This is a genomic window from Streptomyces sp. MK37H (assembly GCF_018035285.1).
GTDB classification, from domain to species: domain Bacteria; phylum Actinomycetota; class Actinomycetes; order Streptomycetales; family Streptomycetaceae; genus Streptomyces; species Streptomyces endocoffeicus.
On record NZ_JAAAYH010000240.1, the window covers coordinates 1 to 14040 of the forward strand.

Below are 14040 nucleotides of genomic sequence, written 5' to 3' on the forward strand. Positions count from 1 at the left end.
GGACGTTGGGGCGCGCGCTGCGGTGCGGCCAGGATGGCGCAGGGACAGCAGTTGGTCCATTGGTAGGACCAAATTGATGTCGGCAGACGCTAGCGTGCGGACTCGGCGGCTCCGGTTGCCCGCCCGTCACCACCTGGTTAAATCCGCTCGCGGCGGCGGCCGGGACACTCGCGTCGGCGGCCGGGAGAAGGCCTGGACGACGCCGGGAGGACGCCGGGGGAGACGTCCGCCGGATGTGAGACTCTGGACCACCGGCCGGACCGGAAAGCTGAAGAAAGCTGAAGAAGGCGGAGGAAAGCCAGGAGATGGACTGGCGGCAACTGCGGCACTCCACCCTGTCGAGGCCGGACGCCCTGGCCGTCGGCCTGGAGCGGCTGATCCTGAGCGGAGAGCTGGCGCCCGGTTCCCGCGTCCCCCCGGAGCGGGAGCTCGCGGAGAGCCTCGGCGTCTCCCGGGGCTCGGTCCGCGAGGCGCTGCGCGCCCTCGCCTCGCGCGGGCTGGTCGCCCGGCGCCCCGGCTCCGGCACCGTCGTGCTCGACCCGGGGGCCACTCCGCGCGGCGACGTCCTGGCCTCGGGGCTCGATGCCACGGCGGAGCTGCTGCAGGTCATGGAGGTGCGCGCGTGCATCGAGCCCTCGGTGACCGCGCGGGCCGCCCGGCGGGCCACCCCCTCCGACATCGTCCAGCTGCACGCCCTGCTGGACGCGATGCGACGCGAGCCCACGCGGCAGGAGTTCACCGACCTGGACCGCACCTTCCACCGCGCCGTCGCCCAGTACACCCGCAACCCGCTGCTGCTGCGGCTGCTGGACCGGGTCTACGAGATCGGCGAGCCCGGGCGGCGCAAGACCTCGCTGTCCGCCGCCCGCCGGCGCGCCACCATCGAGGAGCACCAGGCCATCCTGCGGGCGATCGAGGCCCGCGACCCGGAGGCGGCCCGAGCGGCCTCCGAGGCGCATCTGGACTCGGTGCTGCACCGGATCGAGGAGCAGCGAAAAAAAATCTCGGACGGGGATGTCGAGAACGCGGGACCGGCTCCGTCCCTGGGGTGAACGCGACCACAATGGGTCGCATCCGCATCAAGGAGAACCACGATGGCCAAGTACTTGCTGCTGAAGCACTACCGCGGCGCCCCGGCTCCGGTGAACAACGTGCCGATGGACCAGTGGACGCCGGAGGAGATCTCGGCGCACGTGCAGTACATGAACGACTTCGCGGCCCGGCTGGAGAAGACCGGCGAGTTCGTCGACGGTCAGGCGCTCGCCCCGGAGGGGTCGTGGGTGCGGTACGACGGTGAGGGGCGTCCGCCGGTCACCGACGGTCCGTTCGCCGAGACCAAGGACCTCATCGCGGGCTGGATGGTGATCGACGTCGACAGCCATGAGCGCGCCGTCGAGCTGGCCGGTGAGCTGTCGGCCGCTCCGGGGAAGGACGGGAAGCCGATCCACGAGTGGCTGGAGGTGCGCCCGTTCCTGGCCGCCGAGCCCAGCATCACGGAGTGCACTTTCAAGTGACGCGGATGAACGAGGCCCTGATCAGGAGCCTCACGCCGGGCGTGCTCGGCGTCCTCGTCCGCCGCGGAGCCGATTTCGCGGCGGCCGAGGACGCCGTGCAGGACGCGCTCATCGAGGCGGTCCGCGTGTGGCCGGCCGACCCCCCGAGGGACGCCAAGGGCTGGCTGGTCACCGTGGCCTGGCGCAAGTTCCTCGACGCGACCCGCGCGGAAACCGCCCGCCGCCGGCGTGAGGGCCTCGTGGAGGAGGAGCCGGCGCCCGGGCCCGCGCCCGCGGTGGACGACACGCTCCAGCTGTACTTCCTGTGCGCCCACCCGTCGCTGACGCCGTCGTCCGCCGTCGCGCTCACGCTGCGCGCGGTCGGCGGGCTCACCACCCGCCAGATCGCCCAGGCGTATCTGGTGCCCGAGGCGACCATGGCGCAGCGCATCAGCCGGGCCAAGCGCACCGTCTCGGGTGTGCGGTTCGACCAGCCCGGCGATGTCGCCACCGTGCTGCGCGTCCTCTACCTGGTCTTCAACGAGGGCTACTCCGGCGATGTCGACCTCGCCGCCGAGGCCATCCGGCTCACCCGGCAGCTCGCGGCCGCGATCGACCACCCCGAGGTGGCGGGGCTGCTCGCCCTCATGCTGCTCCACCATGCCCGGCGTGCCGCCCGGACCGCGCCCGACGGCAGTCTGGTGCCGCTCGCCGAGCAGGACCGCTCCCGATGGGACACCAAGGCGATCGCCGAGGGGGTGGAGATCCTCCAGGCGGCGCTCGCCCGCGACCGGCTGGGCGAGTTCCAGGCCCAGGCCGCCATCGCGGCCCTCCACGCCGACGCGCCCACCGCCGAGGAGACCGACTGGGTGCAGATCGTGGAGTGGTACGACGAACTCGCGGGCCTGACCGACAGTCCGGTCGTCCGGCTCAACCGCGCGGTGGCGGTCGGCGAGGCCGACGGCCCGCGCGCCGGGCTGGCCGCGCTCGCGGAGCTGGACGATTCCCTGCCCCGCTACGCGGCGGTGGCGGCGTACCTCCACGAGCGCGATGGCGACCTTGCGACGGCGGCCCGGCTGTACGCCGAGGCGGCCCACAAGGCAGCCAACCTCGCCGAACGCGACTACCTGACCCGCCAGGCCGCCCGGCTCAACACCGGCCGATCCCACTGACGGGCCGCACCAGCCAAGAGTCGGCTCACGGGCGGACGTAGCGGTCGGGGTTGCCCTGCGGCCAGTTGATGGTGAGGCTCTGGCCGTCCCCGCTGACCACGGCGTGGCCACCGGAAATGGTCTCGCCCTGGCAGCTCATGGTCACGGCCATGCTCGCGCTGATCGTCCCGGGGCAGGACTTGCCCTGGTACCCCACGCTGAGGGAACCGCCGCTCACGGTCATCACGAGCGGCTTACCGTTCGGGTCGCGCACCGTGGAGTACCACGTGCCCTGCACGCTCGCCGGGGCGCCCGCACGGGTCGGCGCGGGGGCCTGCGTCTTCGGGGCCGTGCGGCGCGGGGCCGGAGTGGTGCCGTCGGCGGCGCGGGTGGCCCTGGGGCTGCTCGGGCTCGCACTGGGGCTCTTGGCGGGCTTCGTACGGCTCGGGCTGGGGCTCGCACTGGTGGGAGCGGCGGACGCGGTGCCGCGTTCCGTGTCGTCCGCCTTCTGAGCGGACGCCGTCTTGTCGGAGGCGCCGGACGACTGGGCGCCCTTGTCGTCGTCCTTGCCGCAGCCGGTCAGCGCCAGAGCCAGTACCGCGACGGCCACGGTGGCGGCCGCATTCATTTTCCGCACGAGAATCCCTGATATTCCTGAGTGAACGGGGAAGGCATGAGGGAAGATCTTGGCAGGCGGATACGCCGAAGCTCCACAGATTCCGGAGATGTTCTCCAGGAAATGTTTACTGGAATCCGGATCAGTTTCCTGTGGCGCTTTCCCCTGGCGCTTTCCCCTGGCGACTTTCTCGCGGCGGCCCTCTCGCGGAGGCTTTCTGGCGCGGTCGCCGGATGGGCGCCGGACCGGTGGATCACCGTCCACGTCCGGGCCCGCCTTGCCTCCTCCAGTGTGATGACCTCCGCGGCGACCCGGCGAACGGATGTGGCCGTCCGCCGCAACCGGCCGGGTGAACAAGGGGTTAAGTGGCCAGGAAAGGCCGGTTACGGCGATGTCGTTATTCCTTGTGCAGTTCCCTTCCAATAACTCGATGACCTGCGACTGCCGGAAACCTGCGGGAAACTAGGGAATTCCCGGAGCAACCGCTTGCCGTCCATCACGGTCTACCGGGGCGATCGGAAACACCAAATAGCCGATCGTCGGCGCCCGGTGGATGAACCGCACTTTGTCGCCGGCCCGATCGGCGCTGATCGCACGAAGGGCCATTTCCCTATGCGCAGGTACCGGACCTTGGCCGCTACGGCCACCCTCGCTCTCGCCCTGGGGGGAGCCGCGCTCGCGGCGCCCGCCGCCCAGGCGGCCCCGACGACCTCGGGCTCTCTCGTCCACGAGGACGGCGAGCTCTGGTACAAGGCCGCCGCGGGGCAGAAGAACAATCTGACGGTCTCCGAACAGATCATCAGCCGTGGGGAGTTCGAGGAATATTACGTCCTCACCTTCCGCGACCAGGGTGACATCACCATCGATGCGGAGGCGGCGGACTGGGACGAGTGCACCTACCCGACCGCGAGCGATCACACCGTCGCCCAGTGCGCGGTGGAAATCCCGCAGAACTCCGACGACTCGGATAACTACGACGTCGATCTCGGTGACGGCGACGACACCATCAAGCTCGACGCCAATAGCTCGGCCTACGCCGGAATTCACGGTGGCGCCGGCGACGACGTCCTCAAGGGCGGCGCGGCGCCGATGTTCTACGGCGAGGACGGCGACGACCAGATCGACGGCGGCGGCGGTGTCATGGGCTTCGGCGCCTACGGCGGCGACGGCGACGACACCATCACCAACTGCGTGCAGGAATGCCACGGTGACGCCGGCGACGACACCATCACCGGTGGCTCCGAGGACAACGTCCTGCGCGGGGGCACCGGCAAGGACATCCTGCGCGGTGGCGAGGGCGCTGACGTCATCTACGGCGACCAGGACGACGACACGCTGTACGGCGAGGACGGCGACGACACGATCTACGGCAACAGCGGCAACGACGTGCTGTGGGGCGGCCAGGGCAATGACACCCTCTCCGGCGGCCCGGGCAGCAACGAGGTCCACCAGGACTGAGTCCGGGCGGGACTTTCGAAACACGCCCTGGGGCCGGGGCTCCCGCTGGGAGCCCCGGCCCCTCCCGTCGCCTACTTCCCCCAGATCCTGCGATATGCCTGCCGATAGCCCTCGGAGTCCCAGGACAGCGCGCCACCGCTGTTGGCGGCGGTGGTGATGTGCACCGAGGGGACGTATCCGCTGGCGGGCTTGTCCGCGAAGGCGCGGTTGAACTCATCGACCATCTGCCAGCCCTGTTCGGTGAGGGGTTCGGGCACCGTGGCCGCCTGGAACCGCTCGCCGTTGACGCGCTGGAAGGCCGACGGGTCGCCGTCCCCCGCGCCGATGTTGAACGGGGCGCCCGCGCCGTCCTTGCCCGCGGCGCGCAGAGCGGCCGCGGTGTGCCGGAAGTACAGATCGTTGATGGCGGCCGAGTACGTCCACTTGTCGCCGAAGCGGGAGAGCAGGGACCGGACTTCCCCGATGGCACGCTTGTTGACCTCGGGTATCGGCATGTTCTGGTAGCTCAGCAGCTTGACGTCGGAGCAGGTGGCGAGCTCCTTCTTGATCAGGTCCGACTTGTGCCTCGCGAAGGGGACCGTGCCGTCGGTGAACAGCACCACGCCCGCGCGGCCGCCCGAGCGGGCGATGATCCAGTCGGCGCTGATCTTCGCGACGTCCTCGACCCGGGTGGTGACGTTGGTGAAGAGATCGGGGCTTCCGTCCGGGCCCGGGGTCGGGGCGGAGTGCCAGCCGATCACCGGAATGCCCGCCGCCTTGGCCTTCTTGATCTCATCGGCGACGCTGCCGGGGTCGAAACCGGCGATAGCGATGCCGTCCGGCTTGAGCGCGAGCGCCTCCTTGAAGGCGGACCGGTAACCCTCCGGCGTGCCCTGGCCGTTGAGGGTGCGGGCACTCCACCGCAGCAGCGACGCGGCTTCCTGCACGCCCTGGGCCACACCGGCCGGACCGGGGTTGGAGAGGTCATGGGCGATGAAGACGATGCTCTTGCCATGACCGGCGGCCTCGGGCCCGGTGGTGGGGCCCTTCCACGGGGCGTCGACGGCCTCCGCCTTCTTGACGGCTTGTTTCGCTCTGGAGAGGACGGTCGGGCAGCCGGGCTTCGCGGAGGTCCGGTGGGTCGTGGTGGAGGCGGCGCCGGGCTCGCAGCCGGCGGTGGCCACGGCCAGCAGCGCGATGGCCGTCAGGGCCGCCTTGCGGGTGGGGTGCACGGGTCTCCTCGCAGGGCACGGAGTGGTACGGAGGGTACGGGCCGGAGATGGATCGGGGGTCGACCGGGGATGGGCTGGGGCTGGGAGCAGACAGGTTACGGGTGGCGGCGCCGCGCCGGGCAGCCCCCTTCGGCACCCGCGGCCCCATCGAGCACAGTCTTGAACAAGCCAGCCCATGCGCCACCCTCGGCCTCCACCCCATGACCACCGGGCGGCCACCTCCCGGCCACCGGCTGGGCAGTTGGCGGGGTGCCGGGGGATACGTAGGTGACCTAAACCCAGCAAACCGTGGAAATTCCGTGGTCGTTGAGAGCTCATGTCTTGCGCGTGTGCGCGCAGGCGGTAGTGTTCACGCCCGGCCAGGCATGTGGCGCGATTCCATCGCTCGCATTCCGGCCGGAATCGCCTTCGCCGACGTCCCGTTTCCCGGTGTCGGCGATCGGCGGCAACAACACCTCGGTCACCGCTCAGGAGCACATCGAAGGAGGACCTGGGTGTCTGTGGACACGGCGGACCCGCCAGCCGACCAGGAGCCGTCCGGACACGCGCCGCCGCCGAGTTCGCGGTCCCGGCACACGACGGGGCGCAAGGCGGGCCGTACGACGGGCCGCACGACGGGTCGCACGACGGGTCGCAGGACGGAAGCCCTCGGCGCGCTCCTCGACCGCTGGCCGTTCCGGCGGAAGCTCAACGTCCTGGTGATCGTGCCGCTGGCGGTCGTCGGCGCGCTCCTCGGCCTCGCCGTGAACGGCCAGGTGCAGCAGGCCCTGGACGCCAACCGGATCGCCGAGCGGGTGCGCGACAGCGGCCAGGTGGCCCGGCTGATCAACGACGTACAGGCCGAGCACCGGGAGGCGCTCCTGCTCTCCGTCCAGCAGGAGTCGGTCCGCCCCGGGGCCACCCTCCCGTCCACCGCCGACTACCGCCGGGCGCAGCGGGTCACCGATGAGCAGGCCGCCGATGTGCGTTCGGCGTTCGGCTCCGCCCTGCCGAAGGAGGAGGGGCAGGCCCTCGACTACGTCCAGCGCCTGAGCGTGCTGCGGGACAAGGTCGAACGGGGCTCGGTGCCCGCCGCCGGTATCGACCCCGCGTACGCCGCGGCCGTCGGCTATCTCATCGACGGCATCGGGCTCGACCACTTCTTCGACAGCCCCTCGGCCTCCGTTATCGAACTGGTCGACGCCGTGATGCGTGCCGACGCCGCCCACGCGGCCTTCGAGGGCGGGGTGTTCTCCGCCCAGACCCGGGACGCCAACGGCCTCACCGAGTACACCCGCGCGGTCGGCGCCCACCGGGTCTACGAGGAGCAGTCGGAACGTTTCGCCAGGGTCGCCGACCCCGACCAGGTCCTGCGCCTCGACGGCATCGAGCGGAACGCCGAGGAGAACGGCATCGAGGACCGGTTCGCCGAGCTCCAGATCGACCCCAGCTCGCTGCAGGGCCAGTCGCCGCGGCAGCTGCGCACGGTGATGGCCCAGGGCAACCGGCAGGCCGAGGCCCGCCTCGAGATCGCCCGCTCGCTGATCGGCGAGATCGCCGACCGGGCCGCCGGTCTCTCCGACGACGCCCTGTACAAGGCGCTGGCCCTGCTCGCCCTCGCCGTCCTCGGCTTCGCCGCCTGGCTGACGTTCTCGTTCCTGGTCCGGCGCTCCGTCGTCCGCCCCCTGGCGGCCCTCACCGGCGCCGCCCACCAGGTGGTCGAGGTGGCGGACGAGGAACTCGCCAAGGTCGAGGACGACGACACGACCGACACCACCCCGCTGCGGCCCCGGCCGATCCCCGTCCCGGTGCGCGACGAGATCGGCGATCTGGCCGAGGCGTTCAACCAGGTGCAGGTCACCGCCGCGGCGCTGCTGGAGCGGCAGGTGCTCAGCCGCCGCAACGTCGGCGAGATGTTCGGCAACGTCGGCCGCCGGGTCAGCAACCTCACCACCCGCCAGCTCACCCTGATCGACGCCGTCGAACGCGAGGAGACCGCCCCCGACATCCTGGAGCGGCTCTACCGCATCGACCACATCGCCGTACGCCTCCAGCGCAACGCCGACAGTCTGATGCTGCTCGCCGGAATCCGGGAGACCGAGCTGGACGCCCGGCCGACGACGCTGGCCGATGTCATCCGCGCGGCGCTCGGCCAGATCGAGGGGTACCAGCGGGTGTCCCTGCGGTCCGAGACCGAGGTCACCGTCGCGCCCGACATCACGGGCGACCTCACGCTGATGCTCGCCGAGTTGCTGGAGAACGCGGTCTCGTTCTCCCCGTCCGACACCCCCGTCGAGGTCGTCGTCCGGCCCGGCACCGATGTCACGGCGGACGGCGGCGCGCTGATCGAGGTCATCGACCACGGGCTCGGCCTGGCCGCGGAACGCCTCGAGGAGGAGAACGCCCGCCTGGTGCGGCGCGAGCGGCTCGACCTCGTACCGACCAAGGTGCTCGGCCTCTTCGTGGTCGGCAGCCTCGCCCGGCGCTGGGGCATCCGGGTCACGCTGAGCCGTACGCCGGGCGGCGGGGTCACGGGCAGTGTGTGGGTGCCGTCGGCGCTGCTGGTGGCGCGGGGGGCGGGGGAGGAGCCGTCGGTCGCGGGATCGGGTCCGGTTACGGCCGCGGGGTCCGGTAAGGGCGCGGCAGGGGCCGGGCGGGAGCCCGCGCCCGCGCCTGCCGTCACGCCTCCGCCCGCACGGGCCTCCGGGTCCTCCGCCACCGCGCCCGGGCGTCGCCCGGCGGCGCCGGTGACGGAGTCGGGTCTGCCGCGGCGCGTCCCGGCGACGTCCCGTACGAACCCGGAGTCGGCTCCCACCGCGAAGGAGACGCAGAGCGCGAACGAGCCGAATGCCGGGAAGGAGCCGTCGGCCGGGAAGGAGCGGTCCGCCGGGAACGGGCCGAACGCCACCCCGGCCGCCGCCCCCGGCTCCCGACCCCTCCGCCGCCGCGTCCGGGGCGCGACGCTCGACAAGACCACCTCACCGGCCGACCGGGCGATCCCGGCGACGCGCCGGCCCGCCGACGCCGACGCGGTCCGCTCCGAACTCGACGAGTTCGAGGCGGCCGTACGCAGGGCGGAGCAGGACAGCGCCGCCGCCACCCCGGCCGAAGCCATGCCATCGACACATCAGCGACCCCGGAAGGAGTCGGGCAGTGACCACGCCGACAGATAAGAGCGGTACCGCTGAGCGGGAAGCCACCGATCTGCGAGCCGCCGCGGCCGACTTCACCTGGCTGCTGGACCGATTCGCCACCCAGACCGCCGGTGTCGTCGACGCCATCGCGGTGTCCTCCGACGGCCTGCTGATCGCCGTCTCCCAACTGCGGGAACAGGCCGACTCCGAGCGACTCGCCGCGATCGTCTCCGGTGTCACCAGCCTCGCCGCCGGTGCCTCCGGCAACTACGGCCTCGGCGGCCTGAACAAGGTCATCATCGATCTCGAGGGCGGCCATGTGCTGGTGTCGTCCATCGGCTGCGGTGCCGTGCTCGGCGTGGTGACCACGAAGGAGGCGAAGCTGGGCAACATCGCGTACGAGATGACCCTCTTCGCCAACCGGGCCGGGACCGCGCTCACCCCGCAGCTCGTCATGGAGCTGAAGAAGAGCGCCGGGTCCGTCGGCTGACGGGTCGCGGGGCGCATGGAGGAGGGGGGTCGAGATGGTCGCCGGTGAACCAGTACCGCACGAAGCGGCAGCGCATGAGGTGACGGGGCAGGAGGCGGAGGACGACGCCCGGACCGCCCCGGAGCCGCCCGAGCCGACCGAGCCCGTAGGGCCGACCGAGCCCGAGGAGGCGACCGAGCAGGCCGAGCCCGTAGGGACAACCGAGCAGGCCGACCGCCCCCAAGAGCAGCCGGAGCCGCCCGAGGCCGTCGAGCCGCCCGAGCCCGCCGTCCGCGCTTCCGCCGTCCGCCCGTTCCTGCTGACCGCGGGCAGGGTGTCCGGGAGCGGCGCCGCGCCACCGCTCCCGGTCGAGACCCAGATCGTGGCGACGCCGGACGGGCTGTCCGCCCTGCGGTCGCTCACCTTCGAACGCCGCGACATCGTCGCCGCCTGCCGGCGCCCCCAGTCGGTGGCGGAGCTGGCCGCCCGGCTGCATCTGCATCTCAACGTGGTCCGGGTCCTCGCGGAGGACCTGTGCGCCGCCGGACATCTGGCGGTCCACGTCCCGAACGCCGGGACCGTTCACGACATCTCCGTACTGCGAAGGGTTATCGATGGTCTCCGTGCCGTCCCCGACTCACGGGGCTCACTCCGCGACAGCGGTTGAAGAACCGCCACTGCCGGTCAAGCTGGTCATCGCCGGTGGCTTCGGGGTCGGCAAGACCACGGCGGTGGGCGCGATCTCCGAGATCCGGCCGCTGACCACGGAGGCGTTGATCACGGAGGTCGCGGCGGGCGTGGACGACCTCACGCATACCCCCGGCAAGACCACCACCACGGTCGCCATGGACTTCGGCGTCATCGCCATCGACCCGAAGCTGAAGCTGTATCTGTTCGGTACGCCGGGCCAGGACCGCTTCGGCTTCATGTGGGACGACGTGGTCGAGGGCGCCCTCGGCGGTCTGGTGATCGTGGACACCCGCCGTCTGGACGACTGCTACGCGGCGGTGGACTACTTCGAGCACAAGGACATCCCCTTCGCCGTCGCCATCAACGCCTTCGACGGCGAGGTCCAGCACGATCTGGACGAGGTCCGCTGGGCCCTGGACATCTCCGAGCACGTCCCGCTGATCGTCTTCGACGCCCGTGAGACGGGCTCGGTCCGCGACGCGCTCCTGGTCGTCCTCGACGTGGCCCTTTCCCGCGCCCAGTCCGCCGCCAGTCCGGCCTGACAGGACGTAACGGAACGGCCGACGACGCAGACCGGGATCAGCAGGACCGAGATCAGCAGACCGAGATCACGGGTCGCCCGCCTCCGACAGCGACCGCAGATGCGTACGGCGCCCGTCCTGGTCCAGGATGCCCAGGGCCTCGGCCGGCCCGCCGTGCGCTCCGAAGGCGTGGGGGATCATCGTGGAGAACTCCGCCGCCTGCCCGGTCTCGACGACGATCCTCCGATCCCCCAACACGAGTGTGACGGCCCCGGACAGGACCGTGAACCAGTCCCTGCCCGGATGGACCTTGAGCGCCTCGGAACTGGTCGGGGCCGGTTTGGTGAGGCGTAGTTTGGCCACGATGACCCCGGGCTGCCGGTTCAGCATCCAGGTGGTCAGCCCGCGCGCCGCGTCATGCTGCGGCCGGATGATCACGTCATCGTCGGCGGTCGATTCCACCAGCTGATCCAGACTGGTCCCCAGGGCCCGCGCTATCGCGCTCAACTGATCAAGACTGATCCGTCGATGCCCCGTCTCGATCCGGCTCAGCGTGGACGGACTCAGATAGCAGCGGGCGGCCAGATCGTCCAGCGACCAGCCCATGGCCGAACGCAGTCCCCTGATCCGCTTGCGAACCAGGGCGTCGAGAGCGCTGTCCTCTTGCGTCATACGCAAGATGGTATGTCGCTGAGGCAAGGCCCACTTACGCTCGAAACATGACGGACCACCACCACGAGCACCATCACCAGCACCACCACCAACACGGCGCCGCCGGGGCGGACGACTCGGGCTGGGCCGAACTCCTGGATCTCGACGCCGAGGTCCTGCACACCTATCTGTCCGAAGTGACCTCTCAGCTGGCCCAGTTGACGCGGGACGACCCGCCCCACCGCATCCTCGACCTGGGCAGCGGCACCGGCACCGGCACCCTCGCCCTGCTCCAGCGCTTCGAGGACGCCGAGGCGATCGCCGTCGACCGATCCCCTGACCTCCTGGACCATCTGCGGGGCAAGGCCCGCGCACGTGGAGTGGCGGACCGCGTCCGCACCGTCCAGGCCGATCTGGACGACACATGGCCGGACTTCGGCGCCGTGGACCTGGTGTGGGCGTCGGCGTCCGTCCACCACCTCACCGACCCCGACCGTGGCTTGCGTGAGATCTTCGAGCGGCTGCGCCCCGGCGGTCTGCTGGCCGTGATCGAGATGGCCGGCTTCCCGCGCTTCCTCCCCGATGACGTGGGCCGAGGGCGCCCCGGCCTGGAAGCCCGCTGTCACGCCGTACAGGCCCAGGAGCACGCCGAGCGGATGCCGGAGCTGGGCTCCGACTGGGGCCCTCGCCTCTCCCGCGCCGGATTCGGCATCGTGACGGAGCGCCCCTTCGCCATCGATCTGCGTCCCCCGCTCCCCGAGCCCACCGGCCGCTACGCCCAGGCGTTCCTCCGCCGCATGCGTTCCCATGTGGCGGAGCGCCTGAGCCCCGACGACCTGGCCACCCTCGATCACCTCCTCGACAGCGACGGCCCGGACGGCGTGCTGCGACGCGACGACCTCGCCGTCCGCGCCGAGCGCACCCTGTGGGCGGCCCGCCGCCCATGACCCGTCAACGGGCCGGAGGAAGCCCGAGGAAGTCGGCGAGCTGTTCAATCGTGTGGTCGAAGAACTCGTCCGTGGGATCCACACTGCCGACGAACTGACCGAACAGCTCGAAGCTCAGCATCCCGAACAACTGCGTCCACACCACGATGCCGCGGTTGAGCGTCTCCAGCGGCAGATCCGGCGCGATCCGCTCACCATCCGGCGCGACCTGCTCGCCCAGTGCCCGCAACTGACCGGCCAGGCCGTCGGTCAGGGGCGGGCCTTCGAACGCGGGCGAAGGGTTCGTCTCCCGCAGAATCCTGATCAGGACCATCGGTACGCGCGCGGCCGAGGCGACCGTGTCCTGCGGGGCGGCGTACCCCGGGATCGGTGAACCGTAGATCAGGGCGTACTCATGCGGATTGGCCCGCGCCCAGTCCCGTACCGCGTGGCACGCCTTGCGCCAGCGCTCCCGCGGCGCGCCCCCCACCGCGGCCTTCTCCGCCCGCTCGCCCACCGCGTCGTACGCGTCGATGATCAACGCGGTGAGCAGCTCGTCCCTGCTGGCGAAGTAGCGGTAGAGGGCCGACGACACCATGCCCAGCTCCCGGGCGACCGAGCGCAACGAGAGTTTCTGGGCGCCATCCACCGCGAGCTGACGCCGGGCCTCGTTCTTGATCTCCTGCGTGAGCTCCGCCCGGGCCCGGTCCCTGGCTGTCCGACTGGCGTTCATACCGACCAGTGTGCCATGAGCGAGAGCAGCGCACGATTCCGAGAGCACTGCTCTTGACTTGTGGGTGGGGTCCGGTGTTCAGTGATCTCAACAGAGAGCACTGCTCTCGCCGCCTGAATACTGCTCTCGCGCGTCGAGAGTCGAAGAGGGATGACATGACCGAGCTCCGCAACCTCAAGCCCAGCACGTTCGACAGGATCTTCAACGGCCTCGCCAAGCGCCTGGCGAAGCTCGGCATCGGCCTGGCCGGAAGCCAGATCCTGGCCGTCCGCGGCCGCAAGAGCGGCGAGTGGCGCACCACCCCGGTCAACCCGCTCACCCTGCGCGGCGAGCGCTACCTCGTCGCCCCGCGCGGCCACACCCAGTGGGTGCGCAATATGCGCGCGGCCGGCGGTGGCGAACTGCGGCTGGGCCGCAGGGTGGAGCCGTTCAGCGCCGTCGAGGTCGAGGACGGCGCGAAGCCGGAGATCCTGCGGCTGTACCTGAAGAAGTGGGCGTGGGAGGTCGGCCGCTTCTTCGACGATGTCGACGCGCATTCGAGCGACGAGAAGCTGCTGGAGATCGCGCCCGGCTTCCCGGTGTTCAGGATCAGCGCGCGGGGATGACCCGCGGGTCGCGCGACCCGCCAACGACGCATTCCACCGACCGCTTTACCCAACTCGCCCACAACGGAGGGAAACCCATGTCCAGCACTCGCCCGTCGGCCACGCCGAACTCGAACCACCGGTCCCGGCGCGCCGTACGCACCACCGCCCTCACGATCGCGCTCGCCGCCGCGGGCGTCCTCGGGATGGCCGCCCCGCAGACCCACGCCGCGCCCGCGAGGGCCAAGGCCGCCCAGGCCGCCCATCACAACGACCCCTCCACCTGCCGCGGCGAAGGCGTCGACCCCACCGCCCGGATCCGCTACCAGTCCGATGTCGTGATCAAGGCGCCGCTGAGCACCGTCTTCGCGTTGCAGACCGACGTGGAGCGCTGGCCGAACTGGCAGCCTCCCGTCCTCACCAT

The 14040-nt window shown here is 71.1% G+C and carries 15 protein-coding genes and 1 pseudogene; 11 read left to right on the forward strand and 5 right to left on the reverse strand.

The features are described 5' to 3' along the window. Positions 1 to 305: 305 nt before the first annotated feature. The 3 genes from GWI24_RS28195 to GWI24_RS28205 are packed head-to-tail and all read left to right on the forward strand — an operon-like array spanning position 306 to position 2665. On the forward strand, positions 306 to 1052 hold the full coding sequence (locus GWI24_RS28195) for a FadR/GntR family transcriptional regulator (RefSeq protein WP_210948712.1): 747 nt from the start codon (positions 306 to 308) through the stop codon (positions 1050 to 1052). Between the two features lie 42 nt (positions 1053 to 1094). Then, on the forward strand, positions 1095 to 1514 hold the full coding sequence (locus GWI24_RS28200) for a YciI family protein (protein WP_210948713.1): 420 nt from the start codon (positions 1095 to 1097) through the stop codon (positions 1512 to 1514). A gap of 5 nt (positions 1515 to 1519) precedes the next feature. After that, positions 1520 to 2665, forward strand: coding sequence for an RNA polymerase sigma factor (locus GWI24_RS28205; protein ID WP_210948723.1), 1146 nt, complete (start codon positions 1520 to 1522; stop codon positions 2663 to 2665). A gap of 25 nt (positions 2666 to 2690) precedes the next feature. Here the strand turns inward: GWI24_RS28205 and GWI24_RS28210 are convergent, their stop codons facing one another. Beyond that, positions 2691 to 3281 (reverse strand): hypothetical protein, encoded by a 591-nt coding sequence (locus tag GWI24_RS28210; protein WP_210948714.1) that lies wholly within the window; start codon positions 3279 to 3281, stop codon positions 2691 to 2693. Between the two features lie 609 nt (positions 3282 to 3890). Between GWI24_RS28210 and GWI24_RS28215 the strand changes: the two genes are divergently transcribed. Further along, entirely contained in the window at positions 3891 to 4718 is an 828-nt protein-coding gene (locus tag GWI24_RS28215; RefSeq protein WP_308344101.1) for a calcium-binding protein, read from the forward strand. A gap of 71 nt (positions 4719 to 4789) precedes the next feature. On the opposite strand, the gene GWI24_RS28220 is transcribed toward GWI24_RS28215, so the two are convergent. Together GWI24_RS28220 and GWI24_RS28225 are read right to left on the reverse strand one after the other, a co-directional pair. Next, a complete protein-coding gene (locus tag GWI24_RS28220) occupies positions 4790 to 5929 on the reverse strand; it encodes a substrate-binding domain-containing protein (RefSeq protein WP_210948716.1) in 1140 nt (379 codons plus the stop codon). Positions 5930 to 6243: 314 nt separating this feature from the next. Continuing rightward, positions 6244 to 6393 carry a hypothetical protein gene (locus tag GWI24_RS28225; protein WP_210948717.1) on the reverse strand — a complete coding sequence of 50 codons (150 nt, stop codon included), beginning with the start codon at positions 6391 to 6393 and terminating at the stop codon, positions 6244 to 6246. 30 nt (positions 6394 to 6423) lie between these two features. Here GWI24_RS28225 and GWI24_RS28230 point away from each other — a divergent pair, with 30 nt between their 5' ends. The 4 genes from GWI24_RS28230 (at position 6424) to GWI24_RS28245 (ending at position 10743) form a co-directional block, all read left to right on the forward strand. Next, entirely contained in the window at positions 6424 to 9081 is a 2658-nt protein-coding gene (locus GWI24_RS28230) for an ATP-binding protein (RefSeq protein WP_308344102.1), read from the forward strand. Beyond that, positions 9062 to 9532 (forward strand): roadblock/LC7 domain-containing protein, encoded by a 471-nt coding sequence (locus GWI24_RS28235; protein ID WP_198274540.1) that lies wholly within the window; start codon positions 9062 to 9064, stop codon positions 9530 to 9532. The genes GWI24_RS28230 and GWI24_RS28235 overlap by 20 nt, the downstream gene beginning before the upstream one ends. Positions 9533 to 9827: 295 nt before the next feature. After that, positions 9828 to 10178: a DUF742 domain-containing protein gene (locus GWI24_RS45600; RefSeq protein WP_247616995.1), complete on the forward strand. Its 351-nt coding sequence runs from the start codon at positions 9828 to 9830 to the stop codon at positions 10176 to 10178. Further along, a complete protein-coding gene (locus GWI24_RS28245) occupies positions 10126 to 10743 on the forward strand; it encodes an ATP/GTP-binding protein (RefSeq protein WP_210948718.1) in 618 nt (205 codons plus the stop codon). The genes GWI24_RS45600 and GWI24_RS28245 overlap by 53 nt, the downstream gene beginning before the upstream one ends. Before the next feature lie 66 nt (positions 10744 to 10809). On the opposite strand, the gene GWI24_RS28250 is transcribed toward GWI24_RS28245, so the two are convergent. Further along, positions 10810 to 11394, reverse strand: a complete 585-nt coding sequence (locus GWI24_RS28250) for a helix-turn-helix domain-containing protein (protein ID WP_210948719.1) — start codon at positions 11392 to 11394, stop codon at positions 10810 to 10812. Positions 11395 to 11441: 47 nt separating this feature from the next. On the opposite strand from GWI24_RS28250, the gene GWI24_RS28255 reads away from it, so the two are divergent. Beyond that, a complete protein-coding gene (locus tag GWI24_RS28255) occupies positions 11442 to 12320 on the forward strand; it encodes a trans-aconitate 2-methyltransferase (protein WP_210948720.1) in 879 nt (292 codons plus the stop codon). Positions 12321 to 12324: 4 nt separating this feature from the next. Here the strand turns inward: GWI24_RS28255 and GWI24_RS28260 are convergent, their stop codons facing one another. Next, positions 12325 to 13032, reverse strand: a complete 708-nt coding sequence (locus GWI24_RS28260; RefSeq protein WP_210948721.1) for a TetR/AcrR family transcriptional regulator — start codon at positions 13030 to 13032, stop codon at positions 12325 to 12327. A 155-nt stretch (positions 13033 to 13187) separates the two neighbouring features. On the opposite strand from GWI24_RS28260, the gene GWI24_RS28265 reads away from it, so the two are divergent. Both GWI24_RS28265 and GWI24_RS28270 read left to right on the forward strand, forming a co-directional pair. After that, the gene (locus GWI24_RS28265; protein ID WP_210948722.1) at positions 13188 to 13637 is read left to right on the forward strand and encodes a nitroreductase family deazaflavin-dependent oxidoreductase; all 450 of its coding nucleotides are present in this window, start codon (positions 13188 to 13190) and stop codon (positions 13635 to 13637) included. 77 nt (positions 13638 to 13714) lie between these two features. Further along, positions 13715 to 14040 (forward strand): annotated as a pseudogene (locus tag GWI24_RS28270) (hypothetical protein); the annotation flags it as partial.

Excerpts from the sequence above, each read along its gene's own strand:
- GWI24_RS28195 (WP_210948712.1), top strand. The coding sequence starts at position 306 with ATGGACTGGCGGCAACTGCGGCACTCCACCCTGTCGAGGCCGGACGCC.
- GWI24_RS28200 (WP_210948713.1), top strand. The coding sequence starts at position 1,095 with ATGGCCAAGTACTTGCTGCTGAAGCACTACCGCGGCGCCCCGGCTCCG.
- GWI24_RS28205 (WP_210948723.1), top strand. The coding sequence starts at position 1,520 with ATGAACGAGGCCCTGATCAGGAGCCTCACGCCGGGCGTGCTCGGCGTC.
- GWI24_RS28245 (WP_210948718.1), top strand. The coding sequence starts at position 10,126 with ATGGTCTCCGTGCCGTCCCCGACTCACGGGGCTCACTCCGCGACAGCG.
- GWI24_RS28250 (WP_210948719.1), bottom strand. The coding sequence starts at position 11,394 with ATGACGCAAGAGGACAGCGCTCTCGACGCCCTGGTTCGCAAGCGGATC.
- GWI24_RS28255 (WP_210948720.1), top strand. The coding sequence starts at position 11,442 with ATGACGGACCACCACCACGAGCACCATCACCAGCACCACCACCAACAC.
- GWI24_RS28260 (WP_210948721.1), bottom strand. The coding sequence starts at position 13,032 with ATGAACGCCAGTCGGACAGCCAGGGACCGGGCCCGGGCGGAGCTCACG.
- GWI24_RS28265 (WP_210948722.1), top strand. The coding sequence starts at position 13,188 with ATGACCGAGCTCCGCAACCTCAAGCCCAGCACGTTCGACAGGATCTTC.